Source organism: Halorubrum sp. ARQ200 (assembly GCF_005435115.1).
GTDB lineage: Archaea > Halobacteriota > Halobacteria > Halobacteriales > Haloferacaceae > Halorubrum > Halorubrum tropicale.
In genome coordinates this window covers 90,318-104,224 of record NZ_SGTZ01000006.1, presented here as the reverse complement: position 1 = coordinate 104,224, position 13,907 = coordinate 90,318, and the positions used below count along the sequence as shown (strand labels likewise).

Here is a 13,907-nt window from a genome sequence, read left to right as displayed (position 1 = left end):
AGTTTCCATCGAAAATGGAGTTTAGACTCATCTAATTCTGTGGCCGTTGTATCTCGTGTCGAGATCTCACTGTTAGCAGTACTATTTGTATTGTGAAATTACCAGCGTCCACAACTACGGTCTCGAGACTTTCCTCGCTCGTGTTCTCGAAGGGGTCTCGACCGATGAATATGTTTGAAGGGGTGTTCATCACTCACCGTGACATGTGTTCGATGTGAAAGCGACGATAATAACGAAGCCAATAGTGGGTGACGAGTACTCAGAGCCACAAAGAGATTCGAGGACCGTATGCATTGAGAACGCCAGTCTCAACTACTGCCGGGCCGAGGGAAGTTGAGACTACAGCGGGTTTAGGCGAATTTTCGCGACTCCCAACAGCGTAGCCACTCAGACCGCGCGCTAACCAGACTGAGTGTGTCCCTCTACCCGATTCCAGTCTCCTTCTTCAGCAGCGTCAGGGTATTATCGGCCGTCACGATCGGCGAGTGTTCATATTCACCAGTCAATTCAACCTGCACAAGCAAATCAACCGCTCGCCAGATCGAGTACAGCAGACACGCGAAGTAGAAGAAGCGCAGCCCGAAATCCTTCGACGTCGTCGCAGCCATGAACCGCTTAATAGACCGGTACCCGCTCTCGATTTCCCAACGGTAGCCGTACTCAGTGAGGTGTCCGCTCCCGCAATTCGACATGAACACTGAGTACTGTCGGTGGTCATCGTGCTCAGCGTTCTCTTTCCGACGGTAAACCAGCGTCGTCTCGTGCCACTCGTTCTTCCCGAGGTGGAGCTTCCGGTCGGTCTCGTAGCGATCTTTCCCGTGTTTGAGCAACCGCTTGGCCTGGGCTTTCTCGCTGGTCTGCATCCGCTTCGGAACGACATAGGAGAGCCCGCGCTGGCTGATCATCTCTAGGATGTGCTGGCTGTCGAACTCCCGGTCCATCAGAACGTTATCGACGTGAACCATCTCCTCAGCTGAATCCAAGAGCTTCTCAACGATTTCCAAGCGGGATTCCCCCTTCCGAACTGGCCGTGCGTCAAGCACGATTGGGACGGCATTCCCTACTAATTGGACGTTGGCCCACTGATAGGCGTACTCGTCGCTCTTCTCCTTTGTCCCGATGATTTCGTCTTCGTGGCCCGTTCTATCACCGGTGAAGGGGTCAGCCTCGGTGATATCGATTGCGACGATTCCGGCTCGGAAGAACTCCTCTGTCTCCGCGACTTCACTCAGGAGCCTGTTGACGGCCTGTCGGTACATCTCGCGGATCCCTGATACTGAAAGGTCACGAATGTGCTCTCGGTGGGCGTGGCCCAACGGCGTCCGATCCCGAGTCGATTCGTAGGTGAAGCTGCGAGCGCCCTCGTTGGCCGCGAGGCGCTCACGAAGTCCGAGATACGTCTGCAGATCCCAGTAGGCGTTCTCGTGAATCTCACAGCCCTCACCTCGATCCAGTGAGAATGCCGGAAAAACGATGCGGCTGACGTGGTCGGTGATCTTCTCTGCCTGCTCCAACGTAGTTTGATCGTCCGGGTCTGACTCATCAGACTCGTTCCCGTAGTATCGGAGCTTTCGTGCCGGCTCACGCGGAACCGCAACACCCGCATTCTGGGCTTTGATGAGGATCGTTCGTGCCGCCGTCTCGACTGTCTCCTGGAGGTCAGCGGTGAATCTCTGGTGCCAACTTCGCCACAGTGTCGATTGGTCCGGGATCGTCCCGAACCCCAATTGCTCGCAGAGGTCAGGACGGGTCCCGAGGTAGTCGACGAGTGCTGTTTCGTGTTCCCACCCGTGGAGTTGTTTCAATACAAACACCCGAAAGAGGGTGTCCATCTGGTAGCGGGTCGGCCCCGCATACCTGTCGTGGGCACTGAACCGGAAGTAGGCTAGCGGGAGTACACAGACGAACTCCTCGACGGAGCCGTGACTATCGTGATCGAACCACGTCTCTACGACTACTCGGATATCTGATTCCAGTCCCGCGAGCGACGTTCGATCATACAGCGATGTCGAATCGTACGTCGGCCACTGAACATATGACCGTTGAGCAACCCGGCGAAACGTAGTCCGACGCGATTCACGGGTGTGGGTCATTACTCACGCTGACGCCAAGGACGGCATCGTAGAAAACTAATGATGGACTCAGACGGAATATAAAAATTATAATTGGTTGAAACATATTAAAGAACTAATCCGTATTCTATATTCGGTTGGTGGGTACCTCTGTTCCGTGTCTCATTTCAGAGTGTTGTGAGCTCCAGACTGCAGCCGTTGGTTGGTGCCGAGTCTCATCCGCTAACCACGTCGTGTGCGACGGTCACAAATCGGTCGGCAGCTGCTTTCCAGGTAAACTGTAGGGTGCGGTTACGGCCACGGACACGACATTTCCTTGCGATCTGTGTATCTTGTAACACGGCTTCGATCCCGCGAGCGATATCACCGGTCTGTTCCGGGTTGACGTAGACTGCGGCGTCCCCGCAGACCTCCGGAAGCGAGGCAACGTCGCTCGTCACGACCGGCGTCCCCATCGCCATCGCTTCTAACGGAGGCAGCCCGAACCCCTCGTACAACGACGGGAACGCAAAACAGTCGGCCTCTCGATAGAGCCCGCGTAGTTCTGCATCGGAGACGAATCCCACAGACGTAATCGCCGCGTCACGCTCAGTCGCAGCGTCAATGTCGATCTGCTGGAAGATCTGCTTCGGAGACGGCCCGGCCATCACCAACTCGTGTGGCAACTCAGTCTCTCGTTTCAGCCGTGCGAACGCTTTGAGTAACCTCGCGACGTTCTTGCGTGGATTGAGCGACCCGACGAACAGCACGTACTGCTCCGGAAGCTCGTCGACAGGCCAATCGGGTGATGGCTCCCCTCCGTCCGCAACCAGCGCCGACACTGGTGACTCCGTGGGTAGCTCTGCCCGGGCCGCATCGAGATACGGCTCAGCCAAGCCGTTGTGAATGACGTGTACCTCATTCTCCTCGACCGGAAGGTGGGTGACGATCTCCTGTTTCGAGAACTCAGAAATGGTCGTGACTGCATTCGCTGCCGCCACCGCTCGCGGGACGGTCGCCCGCCGATACAGTCGGTGGATACCTGCCGAGTGGCCGTGAATCGCGTTCACGTCGTGTACCCACACGATTGTCGGGTATGGCGTCTCGTGAGCCGGCCCGTTGCCGTTCGGGGCCAGAAGCAGGTCGATGTTGGCGAGCGAGGCCCGCCGTGGGAGGATTGCTCGCTCCCATACCGCTCCGTAGAACTGCGAGTCGACGACACAGCCCGTCGAATCCAGCGGAAGGTCCGGGAAGTGTCGCTTCACCCGGGGGTGACCAAACAGAACGACTTCGGTATCGTCTCGGGCGGCCAGTGCCCGCACCATCTGGACGGCCGCTTGTACCGCACCCCCCGGCTCGTCAACGGAGAACGTCCGGGCATTCACACCGATGCGGAGGGTATCTTCCATACACCGTATAGCGACCAGTCCCTGTACACCCCCCGGGTAACCCCGACGTACCACGCATCGTCTACCCTGAGGTGTCCCAGCGAGGTGCCGTCAGTCGCTCAGCACCGGGTCGATCGACGTCCAATTACGGATAATCAAGGAGAAAGCCCCGTGCGTTAGCGCGGGGATGAATCCGACCACCCCCTACACAAACCACGCTCGACGTACTGAACGGATGTTTTAATTAACCAGACGCCATACTAATAGGTATCCGAGGCGGCACGTCCGCCCTGCTAATCGGACAATATCGGGATTCCCCGATTCTAGGTAGAAAGCACCCTTTCTGTGCCGGAACACGGGGGGCGGTAAGCAAGTATCTCTGAATCCCATGCCGGGACAGGAGTAACGGCTGATTGGCACAGCCAGTAGTTGTCCACACCGGGCGGCTACGAACCGTAACCATCCCAACTCAGCGGTGCGGTGCCGTGGGAATCCTCGCCCTTCACAGTAGTTGCCGAATCAAATCCTGTTCCGTACTGACCGAGCCGTTGAGTTCGCGCATTTCACGATTGTAGCGGATTTCGCTGTGACAGATCCAGTGAGAGAGTGAGGGAACGCCGCGCTAGCGGCGTTCCCAAGCGATACCTCTCCGTGATAAGGCGTACTCACCGGTCATCCCGGTCAGATTCGAATGTGAACTCAGCCGTAGTCTGTCGAGAGAACGAATCTACGGAAAATTCGTGTTGAGATCAGCGGTGTCTCTGGAACTGTTTCAGCTGAAGCTAAGACGTTGGCTAACACCCACAGATTGTACAACGACACCGCGAACAGAAAGTAGAACAGTCGTACCGAGAACGTCGGCGATGACGTTCTCGGGAGGAAATCGCCGAGCTGGCGATATGACGTTTCGATCCCCCAGCGGCGGCGGAACGCCGCCGCGTATGCTCTCGCTGTCGATGAATCCACGTCTAAATTTGTCACGAACCAGACGTGCTCGTCCTCGCTTGTGCGGTGCGGAACCGCGAAGACTGTGACATCTACCGACGCTGTTGGTTTGCGCTTTCGCTGCATCGTGTACTCGTCAGCAACCGTCTCAGCGTCGGCGCTGAGACGGTCTTTCATTCCACTACTCGGACGCGCACGCACGATATACTCGACATCCTGCTGTTCTAACTCTGCGACGACGTGGACTTGATAGAATCCACGGTCGAGGTAGACGTGTCGAATGGAGACGTACTGTTTGGCTGTTTCGAGCAAGGAGCGAACGGCGTCGCGCTTGGCGCGAAAGCCGTTCGCGTCCATCGGGACCACCGCAAGCGTAAATCGCGTGCGAGGAGCGACGATACACAGTGTTGCGAAGCAAAACGCTTTGTTCGTTCCAAGATCTGGATACGTGGTTAGGGCGTGGTCAGTGTCGGCAGAGCCGTAGAAGCGCCACTCGTGGAGATCGATGGCAACATCGACGAACACGGGAAGTCGGCGCTGAGACCGCAGGACTTCGAACACTCGATCTCGGACGCCATCGAACTGGTCGGTGATGGCGTCTGTAGAGAGATTGCGCAAGTGATACAGCAGCGATTTAGCGAGCGAATTTCGAGCCGTAGCTGTGATATCGACGTGCTCGTCACGATCGAGTTGGAGCGTCTTCCCACCCGTATTTGCGAACTCCTGATCAAAAGCAATCCGAGAGAGGATTTCCAAGAAATCCTCTCTCGTGTACTTCCCACACGGTTTCACGCCGAATTCGAGTTCTGGAAATAGCACCGTCGACGCAGCACGGCAAACCTGTTTCGCCTCAGCTGTCTGGACCATTTGGTGACCAACACAGCCCAGCCTGAAGAGTCTCAGTCAGGTTCGGCAACTACTGTTCAGCGCGGGGAGGATGTCAAACGCTGCGATGCCGTTCCCGCCCCGAGCCGACCCACTGCCTCTGCGAGTGGTTCGAGCACCGACTCCGGGAGCGCCGCCGGGTCGTGGAACTTCGCTCCCACGATGCCCTCACTCGAATCAGGCGTCGGCACATCCTCCAACGTGACGGCATACAGGTCGTACTGCGTCGTCGCATCGATACTCCGGTGCTGGTATGAACAGGAGCCGACCTGTTTGCCGATTGCTCCCGCACAATCGAGTTCTTCGCTGAGTTCTCGGGCCAGCGCCTCGTGAGGTGTCTCCCCTGGTTCGACACCGCCGCCGGGGAGCGAGTGATATATCGACCCGTCACGCCGACGCTCGCGGGTGAGGAGTACTCGCTTGCCGAGTGTAACGAGAGCTTTCACCCCGGAGCGCCGGCGCGGTACGTTCGTCACAACCATACCCTACTATTGCCCGTGTATGACCAGTTACTACCAGTAGTGACCAGTTTGATGCTATGTTGGGTACCTATCAGATTAATTGATTGTTCCTTGTTCACCCATTTCGAAGTCGGCCTCGCGGATGGCGTGTAGTGTTTCGAGACCGGTAGCCGGAATCTTGCGGGATCGCCGAGGTGATAAGGGATTTCGCCTCTATCGAAATCCTCAGCAAGTGATATATTCTGCCCAATTGCGGTCAGTACAGGAGAAGAAATTATCGTTCGATACAAAGGTTCACCTTTGATCGAGTTCCACTAGCTGGCTACATTCATGAACGAATGAAATTATATGTAGAGATCAAAAGCCATGTTCAGTACCTCACAAAGCATCCTCGCATAGCTGTTTCTGCGGTCTGAGTTCTATGTCGAAGCGGTTGTACTGACGGTCTCGACGAGAGAATCACAGACGGATCGATGGAGAGCTGTCGCTGTCGGCGGCGGTTAGCCGCCGACGCGACAGCGTCGCCACTCACTCCGCTGGCTTGCTCGGTCGGTGGTTAGCGGTGAAATCGGTCGTCAGGTGGCCGATTCGTGGGGACGGCCCGACGCACCGCGAGGGCCGTCCACGCAGCACGTCGAATCATATTGACGAACTCCTTGTACGGCCACCACCAGAGGCGACGCCCGCCTCGGCGGGGCGTCGCCACATATTCGTAGTGGAGGTACCGCCAGACGTTCTGTAAGAGCAGACTCACCACGACGTACAGCAGCCGTACCGTTGGATCTCGTGTTGTTGTTGTCGCTATCGCTTGCTCAAACAAGCGATAGCTCGACTCGATACCGAACCGCTTGCTGTAGTGGTATCGAGTGTCGCGTGGTGAGCCGATGAACGGCGCGTCAGCGGCGTAGCCGTGACGCGCCACGCCGTTCTCGTCGTACTTCGCGTTTAGGTACGTACAGTCGATGTAGACGGGAAACTCGACGGTCCAGCTATGACCGTCGAGTTTTCCTGTCAGGTCGTGCTGAGTGACGCGGCTCCATCCTTTCGAGAGTTCTTTCTGAATCGTCTCACCCCACCGGATGATCGGGATCACGTACGCGTAATCGTGCGCTTGAAGCAGCGTGAGGCACTTGCTGTCGTAGAATCCACGATCAAGGTAGACGGCCTTGACCTCGGCGTCAAGGCCGTCGAGCACACCGAGGAACTCAGCGAGGACGCTGCTGGCGGTATCGCCGTCTTCGAGACGGCGTACCGCCAGCGTGTAACGCTTGTTCTTCACACGCGCGTAGAGTGTGGCGTAGGCGTGGAACGCGGTGGTTCCACGCTTTGCGACCGAATGATAGAGGCCGTCTGTGTCGTCTTCGTCACCGTAGTAGGGCCGCAGGTGGAGGTCTGCGCAGACCTCCACCTGCTCGGGGAGCAGTTCATCAAGGTTCTTCCGCAGGAGCGTGTTAGCGACTCGTTCGAGCCGATCCGGCTCGAACTTCGTCCGGAGGTGGTAGAGGGTCGTGTTCGCAGCGGGTGCGTTCTGGCTCGAAGCACAGAGCGTAGAGACAGAGGTCCCGTCGGCGCAAGCGCCGACGAGGACCTCGTAGATGTCCTCAGAAGTGATTTGAGCATTATTCGCTAAGGAGAGCGGAACTTCCTCGTCAAGGCGGTTGACGAGAAAGTTAAGAAGCTGGTCCTCATAGATCTCACCGTCTGCTTGCTGGGTCGTAGACACACCTTCAGCAAGCAGACGTTCTAACTAAGCGGCTTTGTGAAGTACTGATGTTATGTATGATTGATTTAACGAGATTCGAGACGGCTTATCTAGTAACGCCACTGTTCCTCACTGTTATCGGATATCTCAATCTTACCACTTTTTTGTCTTTCAGGGAAAGCCTAATACTCCTTTCACTCTGCGTAGTATTGTTGCTATTGAGGCGAATTGTCGATTGATACGCAATTCTCACCGACCAGCTGTTTCAGGCGAGGATTTATCTGAATAATAAGATTTCAATAGAGCCGATTTGGTGAAAGCTTAAATCTCGTAGAGGAATTCCGTCCAGACGACACAATAGTGAGACACAACTTGGAAAACTTGGAAATATATGTAGATTACCCCAGAAATGAAGTGAGTGGGGAACACGATATTTATTGGAATGTGAGTGGAATCGACCAGTAAATATTCACGCGATCGAAGCTAATATCACGGTCTTCGCGCACGACAAGCTCGGCGTCAACCAACGTGTTACAGCGCTCAGTCACGCGACCGGGGCTCACGGTTCCGCTGAACTCGAAACCAACTTCCTACGAAGTCACGGCCCCGTCCGAAGCCAACTGCTCAAGAATTCATTCATCTAACTGAGTCATCCACGAGACGAACGAACACATTCAGGTTGCTCCTCCGTTCGACTCACCGGGGACCTCTTCGGAGTTGCTGGCGGTGACCTCGCTGGCGTCGTCATCGATGTAGCGCCATTCCTGCGTGTCAAGTCGCCCATCGAGGTACGCCTCTCCATCGTCAGTGATGACGTATATCCCGTTACCGAAATGTTTAGTTAGACCCTCTTCAGTTAGCCGTTTACACCGTTTGTCGATGTACTGTCGTGAGTAGTTGATTGGGCCTTCGCGCTTCATCTCAGCCGGAGAACCAGACTCGTGTTCAAAGAGATATTCAAGAACCCTATCATCGACAAGGGTCATCCAGTCTCCAGAATGTCTCATGAAGGAAACCCAGTTGCCCTTCGCTGTATTATGACCGAATAGCAATCCATGTTGATTGTAGCATTACAGAAACCATTCAGCAACTATAAATGCTTATAGCATAAAATGATGCTCACGGAGCCCGAGTGACGAACTCTCGGCTTGCGATGAAATGTAGGAATCCCAGCTGCGGTGCTGGAACACCCAGCCGGGTCGGGTTCTGTGCTGAAACCACAGAACCATGCTGACGATGGCAACTGCGGGGCTTAAGCCCTGCGCGACAACCGGAGAATCGAGCGAAACCAACGGCGTCTGCGCGATCTGCCCAGCGCCGGCCGACGGCTTCGACGCTGAGCGCAGCGTGCCCGTCTGCTACGCCTGCGCGGAGGACGGCTCATGAGCGCGGAGTCTGTCGCGGACCGCGACGCGCTGGCGGACCGCACCGCCTTCCAGCGCGATCTCCTCTGGGCGCTCTCCCACGAGAACGCCCGGAAGGGGAAGGCCCTGAAGACGTACATCGCTGACTACTACGGCGAGGAGATCAACCACAGCCGCCTCTACCAGAACCTCGACACGCTCGTCGAGTGCGACCTCGTCGCCCAGAAGGCGCGCGACAGGCGCACCAACGAGTACAGCCTCACCGAGGCGGCCCGCCGCGCGCTCGAAGCACGCCGCGCGTGGCAGGTAAGGGGTGAAACGGCGTGAGCCGCCCAGCAATCGATCTTGAAACCGACGTCGTCCGTGACCGCCCGCTCACCCAAGAAGAAGCGAATATCCAAGTCGCACTCTGTGAAGAGGACCCCTCCCAACTCACGCTCAGCGTCGGCGGCAGCTGGGGGGTTACCTTCGCCGAGCTCACCCCCACGGAAGCCCGCGCCATCGCAACGGCACTCGAACACACCGCTGTGCGCGCTGCCGCCACGGAGGGGTCCACTGATGAGTGACCTCTTCGATGAGCTCTCTGCGGAACTCGACGCCCTCGGCGATCGCGACAAGCCAGTCGACGATGATCTCGAGCACGACCCGACGAGTGGCCGCTGGCTTGAACGCGAGACCGCTGAAGCCTTCGAGCGGTGGGGCTACCGGACAATGCGGAACGAGTACCTGTTCGGGCTCGAGACGGATGTCGTCGCCCGCAGAGAAACGCTCCAAGACGACCCGGCTGATTACCTCGTCGCCGAGTGTAAAGACTGGCACACGAGACTCGTCGAGCGGCAAGCAGTCGCCGACATCTCCCACCGAGCGCTGCTCGCGCGGGCGATGCCTGTCCTCGTTGTTGCGTGGGGCGTCACGAACCGGGCGTGGGCGCTTGCTCAAATGCTTGATGTCCGGATCCTCACGCTTGAGGATCTCTCTGCAGACTCACTGCCCCCGCTTACTGAACACCGGCCGCCGCGGGGGACGCTTCGTACGCGGCGAGAACCCTCCGTGCGTGAGTTCAGAAGCCCGCTGCCACCCATCCTCATGCGGCAGTCCACCCGCGATGTCGAAGCGCCCGTATTCTATGCCAGTAGCAACAGCCCGTGTTACGTGCCAGATCGCAACGGTAACGATGCGTACGTCCCGGCCGCGGATGCCGAGTACGACTTCAACGACTCACGCTAGCAACATTGTAGTGAACTGCCTCGGGTCAAGCCCCGAGGCACTCGGCCTGCTCAGCCTATAGAGTGGGGTGGCACAGAAAAGACATTTTTCCACCAAATCACCAAGAACAGTTCTAGAACGTAACCAGGCGTTATAGGCGTTCTTACGTTGCTTCTATCGAATCGACTAGGTGGTTCTATGACTCGCTCGATTCCGATCATCAGCTATCGAACCTCTTTCCTTATTCGGGTTTGATGGCCCCCTACGCGTGTTCGATAATATCTCCGAGCTCGAACAACTGTATGTTATCGCGTTCGGACACCGCTTCCTGAACAGACTGGGTCACACCATTCCGGGTGAATAAGGCGTACTCAGTGGCCCGCTCATCGCCGTCCGGCGTCCAGCGTATCTCGGCGGCATGGTCTTCAAGCGAGGCGAGAGCTCCGTAATCAAGCGGTGCGTTCGTGAACTTACATTCTCCCACAACCATCGTCCCGTCCGTGGTGAACCCGACGACGTCAACCTCGTGTTCCTTGTACCACCATCGCCCGAGATCTAAGAACGTTTCGTCGGGGTAGAGGCTAGGGAGTGCGTCTTGACAAAGCCTCTCGAATTCGTGACTCACAAAATCCGGAAGTTCCGGCTCAATGACCGCGTCGTAGGCATTCTCCCCGAGCCGTTCGTATCGATCTTCCTTGCCGTAGACGAAACGGAACCAGAACCGGAACAGGGGATCGAGGATTCGATAGCGCCCCCGGCGTGACTTCGCCTTCTCTTCAGTGATCGGGACCTCCCGCTCGATGAGACGCAGACGCTCTAACTTCTGTGTGTACGTCGATATCTGCTTCCCATCGATTCCTATCGCTTGAGCGATCTCGTTCGACGTCGTCTTTCCAGCAGCGATGGCGGTTAGGATCGCAAAGTATCGGTTCGGGTCCGTGAGTTCGGTGCGGAGCACGTACTCCGGTTCGTTATGGAGATATCCCTTCTGGGAGAGCACTTCCTCGGTGAGAACCGTTCCGAGGTTCTGTCCGAGATCGACGCCATCGAGATAGTACGGAACGCCACCGAAGATCCCCCACGCGAAAATCCGCTTTTCGGGTGAATACTCGTCCGGTACGAACTCCTGTGCGGCAGCGAAATCAAGGGGCTGAAGGTCGAGTCGTTCCGTGAATCGTCCGTACAGTGGACTGTTTCCAAGAAGCGTCGCTTCCTCCATCATGCTGATCGATGATCCGACCAGCACGAGCGTCCCCGAAGTGTTCTGGAGCCGCTGGTCCCACAGTCGCTGAATGACCGAGGGAAGGCTCTCGTCGGCGTCAATGAGATAGGGGAACTCGTCGAGAACCACGATTGCGCCCTGATCTCCCAGATATCCGAGCAGCGGTTCCCAGTTCTGTTTGATTTGTGTGATCCCCGGGAACGATTCGGAGGCGACATCGACGAACTCGTCAAGCTGTATTTGGGAGGTGGTCTCCGTGGCCTGATAGACGACTGCGTCGTCACGGTTCGAGAGCGAATGCTGGACGAGTTGTGTCTTCCCGAGACGTCGCCGACCGAAAACCACGACCATCTCGGCGTCGTCGGATTCGTAGCATCCGCGCAGCCGAGAGAGTTCGTCATCTCGATTCACGAAGTGTTCCATACATCCTCTCCGTCTGGACGGAGAATAATACTTCCGAATAGCCTATCTCAAAATAGGCTAATTTTAGATTGGCTATTACTCGTGCCTGCAGGCCTCCTCGATCTAGAAAGATTGATCAATCGACATATACTCTGTACTGAGCGATCCACGAATTAATCAACGGGGTGTATGAACTGTTCTATGACACCATCGGGAATTTGGCGATCTCAGTGGTTCCGGTGACCGACAACCTAGGCTGTCGAGCGCGCCATAGCAGTAGTGGCCAGTTTGGAGCAATATTCACCGTCAGATAAATAAGTTATTTCCTGTCGTCCCCTGTGAAAAATCGGCTTTGCGGAATGCGTGTAGCGTTTCCAGACCAGTAAGCCTGAACCCAGCCGGATCACCGAGGTGATACGGGAGTTCGTGATTAAGCGCAACCCAGAAATTATAAAACAACTGCGCAGCACCGAAGTAGACTGCTCGAGCCAGTCGATTCGACGAGCGACACTGACCCTGAAAGGTATGCTTGAGCTGACGAATGGCCGTCTCAATCTTCCATCGGTTTCGATACTGATAGCTTAGACCCTCGATGTCCCGTTCGTCGACATCAAGGTCTGTAATCCAGACCGTATGTGTGTCACTATCGCCATTTTCCGCATCACTATCTGTATCAGGTGTTGTCTCGGCGGGAGGCATGCTATTCGCATACTCATCAAGTCTCATTGTCGAGTCTGTCTCGGAGTCAGCAGCTTTTGATCCGCTCTTCTCGGAGGCACCCTCCCATGAGGTACGATCGGGGTCGCGGGTGAGTTTCGTGTTCGGTGTGGTTTGCTCTTGCCCAACTTCCTCTTCGGGGATTGGAGCGATAAGTGCGTTAAACGTCTGCGACTCCGCATTAAACGCGGTGAATGTGAGGCCCGTAACTTTGTCTGGCTCTCCAGGAACGGCACGTTTCGCCATGTTGGAGTACGCCTTATTCTCTGGAGCCTGTATCATCCAGCGTAAGTCATGTTCTCGGCACTTCGTGACGATATCTGCTTGGAACAACTGGCTGTCCATGTAGATGCGTCCGAACTCAAACGAATCGGTTTCACGAAGGTAACGTACCATCCGGTCGAGGGCCTCGGCTTTTTCGCTTCGCTCTTTGATAGGAGTGACACCTAAAATATAGTTTTGACCCGGTGAAACAGTCGACAAAACAGCATAGTGCCAAAATTCTGTGGTATTATCTTTTTTGATGGATCCAGTTACCCATCTGTTTTCTTTTCCATACCAGCCAACAGTTGTGAGGTCAAAGGCCAAGTGGGTTGGCGAGGATAACGCCAGTGTTTCCCGCTTAAGTAGGCGACATGTCGCGTCGATAAATTTTCGTTCGAGGTCCTCTACTTCGTACCCCCCGGGCGTACCTGGACGTGGGATGTACTCTGACAGCGTTGATGCCGATGGGGTGTCATACGGAGAGAGCCAATCAAGCAGTTCGGCTCCGTTTTTTGCGGCACACTGCTCGATAGCGAGATGCGCGAACAACCGGTAGATATCCCCAATTGAGTACTGGTAGTTGGGGGCAAAGCGATCACGATCGAACCGGAGACAGGGGGCAACCAGAGCAATATATTTAGCGAGGATTTGACTTGCCTGGTCCAGCTTTTCATCCATGCTAACTGTCCACTCTTCATCGTTTTCCAAGTAATAGGCGCGTGGCTTTGGGGGGTATACAGGAGCCCGATCGAAGGAGCGCCCCCGAGTAGTCAACCCATAGAGCGCTGCGTTGTGACTGTAGCGTGCAGCCGTAGAGAGAAATTCGGCGTCGAAATCGCTGATAGCCCCTGAAAGCGTCGAATAGCTAGTCCCATCGCGGGGGGTGAAGCCGGCTTCACGCGCAACCGGACCCCCCTGTTCGAGGATGGCCTCGAGTTCACGGTACCCACCAACGAACTCCTTCAAGATACCGGCACGGTACATTCGTTGTGTACGCTGATCTAACGCGTCCCAATCAGCAATCTCGTCACACGCAGGGGCTATTCGCAACTCAAAATGCCGCAGAGCCCAGAGGTGTTTCTCGGTTTCTTCGTCGTATTCGATTTCACCGCCGAGTTCCACAGCTTGGTTTTTTGCGTTCCATCGGTCAACATCATAGGTGGGCGGGAGAGATACCGAAGAGAGCGGATCAAAACCCGGCTCGACGCCATTAAATGTGGGTGGCAACTCATCACCGCAGGAATCTGTGCGCTCAAACCCCATTAGGGAACGCGTCTTACCCAGGTTTATTATACAATTC

The 13,907-nt window shown here is 56.0% G+C and carries 10 protein-coding genes; 2 read left to right on the top strand and 8 right to left on the bottom strand.

Going from position 1 to position 13,907, the window contains the following annotated elements:
- Positions 1–422 precede the first annotated feature (422 nt).
- The 6 genes from EXE50_RS09760 to EXE50_RS09730 form a co-directional block, all read right to left on the bottom strand.
- The gene (locus tag EXE50_RS09760) at positions 423–2,093 is read right to left on the bottom strand and encodes a transposase (RefSeq protein ID WP_137704959.1); all 1,671 of its coding nucleotides are present in this window, start codon (positions 2,091–2,093) and stop codon (positions 423–425) included.
- Between the two features lie 194 nt (positions 2,094–2,287).
- Positions 2,288–3,460: a glycosyltransferase family 1 protein gene (locus EXE50_RS09755; protein ID WP_137704958.1), complete on the bottom strand. Its 1,173-nt coding sequence runs from the start codon at positions 3,458–3,460 to the stop codon at positions 2,288–2,290.
- A gap of 678 nt (positions 3,461–4,138) precedes the next feature.
- Positions 4,139–5,251, bottom strand: a complete 1,113-nt coding sequence (locus EXE50_RS09745; RefSeq protein ID WP_137704956.1) for a transposase — start codon at positions 5,249–5,251, stop codon at positions 4,139–4,141.
- Between the two features lie 56 nt (positions 5,252–5,307).
- A complete protein-coding gene (locus EXE50_RS09740; RefSeq protein WP_137704955.1) occupies positions 5,308–5,751 on the bottom strand; it encodes an NUDIX hydrolase in 444 nt (147 codons plus the stop codon).
- Between the two features lie 535 nt (positions 5,752–6,286).
- Positions 6,287–7,453: an ISH3 family transposase gene (locus EXE50_RS09735; protein ID WP_137704954.1), complete on the bottom strand. Its 1,167-nt coding sequence runs from the start codon at positions 7,451–7,453 to the stop codon at positions 6,287–6,289.
- 653 nt (positions 7,454–8,106) lie between these two features.
- Positions 8,107–8,439 (bottom strand): phage repressor protein, encoded by a 333-nt coding sequence (locus EXE50_RS09730; protein ID WP_137704953.1) that lies wholly within the window; start codon positions 8,437–8,439, stop codon positions 8,107–8,109.
- 375 nt (positions 8,440–8,814) lie between these two features.
- On the opposite strand from EXE50_RS09730, the gene EXE50_RS09725 reads away from it, so the two are divergent.
- Positions 8,815–9,123, top strand: coding sequence for a helix-turn-helix transcriptional regulator (locus EXE50_RS09725; protein ID WP_137704952.1), 309 nt, complete (start codon positions 8,815–8,817; stop codon positions 9,121–9,123).
- 231 nt (positions 9,124–9,354) lie between these two features.
- On the top strand, positions 9,355–10,023 hold the full coding sequence (locus EXE50_RS09715; RefSeq protein WP_137704950.1) for a restriction endonuclease: 669 nt from the start codon (positions 9,355–9,357) through the stop codon (positions 10,021–10,023).
- A gap of 241 nt (positions 10,024–10,264) precedes the next feature.
- On the opposite strand, the gene EXE50_RS09710 is transcribed toward EXE50_RS09715, so the two are convergent.
- Both EXE50_RS09710 and EXE50_RS09705 read right to left on the bottom strand, forming a co-directional pair.
- Positions 10,265–11,647 (bottom strand): ATP-binding protein, encoded by a 1,383-nt coding sequence (locus EXE50_RS09710; protein WP_137704949.1) that lies wholly within the window; start codon positions 11,645–11,647, stop codon positions 10,265–10,267.
- A 285-nt stretch (positions 11,648–11,932) separates the two neighbouring features.
- Positions 11,933–13,870, bottom strand: a complete 1,938-nt coding sequence (locus EXE50_RS09705; RefSeq protein WP_137704948.1) for a transposase — start codon at positions 13,868–13,870, stop codon at positions 11,933–11,935.
- Between the last annotated feature and the right edge of the window lie 37 nt (positions 13,871–13,907).

Bases quoted from the DNA above. Each gene is read 5' to 3' on its own strand.
- EXE50_RS09745 (WP_137704956.1), bottom strand. From the start codon at position 5,251: ATGGTCCAGACAGCTGAGGCGAAACAGGTTTGCCGTGCTGCGTCGACG.
- EXE50_RS09755 (WP_137704958.1), bottom strand. From the start codon at position 3,460: ATGGAAGATACCCTCCGCATCGGTGTGAATGCCCGGACGTTCTCCGTT.
- EXE50_RS09710 (WP_137704949.1), bottom strand. From the start codon at position 11,647: ATGGAACACTTCGTGAATCGAGATGACGAACTCTCTCGGCTGCGCGGA.
- EXE50_RS09740 (WP_137704955.1), bottom strand. From the start codon at position 5,751: ATGGTTGTGACGAACGTACCGCGCCGGCGCTCCGGGGTGAAAGCTCTC.
- EXE50_RS09760 (WP_137704959.1), bottom strand. From the start codon at position 2,093: ATGACCCACACCCGTGAATCGCGTCGGACTACGTTTCGCCGGGTTGCT.
- EXE50_RS09730 (WP_137704953.1), bottom strand. From the start codon at position 8,439: ATGAGACATTCTGGAGACTGGATGACCCTTGTCGATGATAGGGTTCTT.
- EXE50_RS09705 (WP_137704948.1), bottom strand. From the start codon at position 13,870: ATGGGGTTTGAGCGCACAGATTCCTGCGGTGATGAGTTGCCACCCACA.
- EXE50_RS09715 (WP_137704950.1), top strand. From the start codon at position 9,355: ATGAGTGACCTCTTCGATGAGCTCTCTGCGGAACTCGACGCCCTCGGC.
- EXE50_RS09725 (WP_137704952.1), top strand. From the start codon at position 8,815: ATGAGCGCGGAGTCTGTCGCGGACCGCGACGCGCTGGCGGACCGCACC.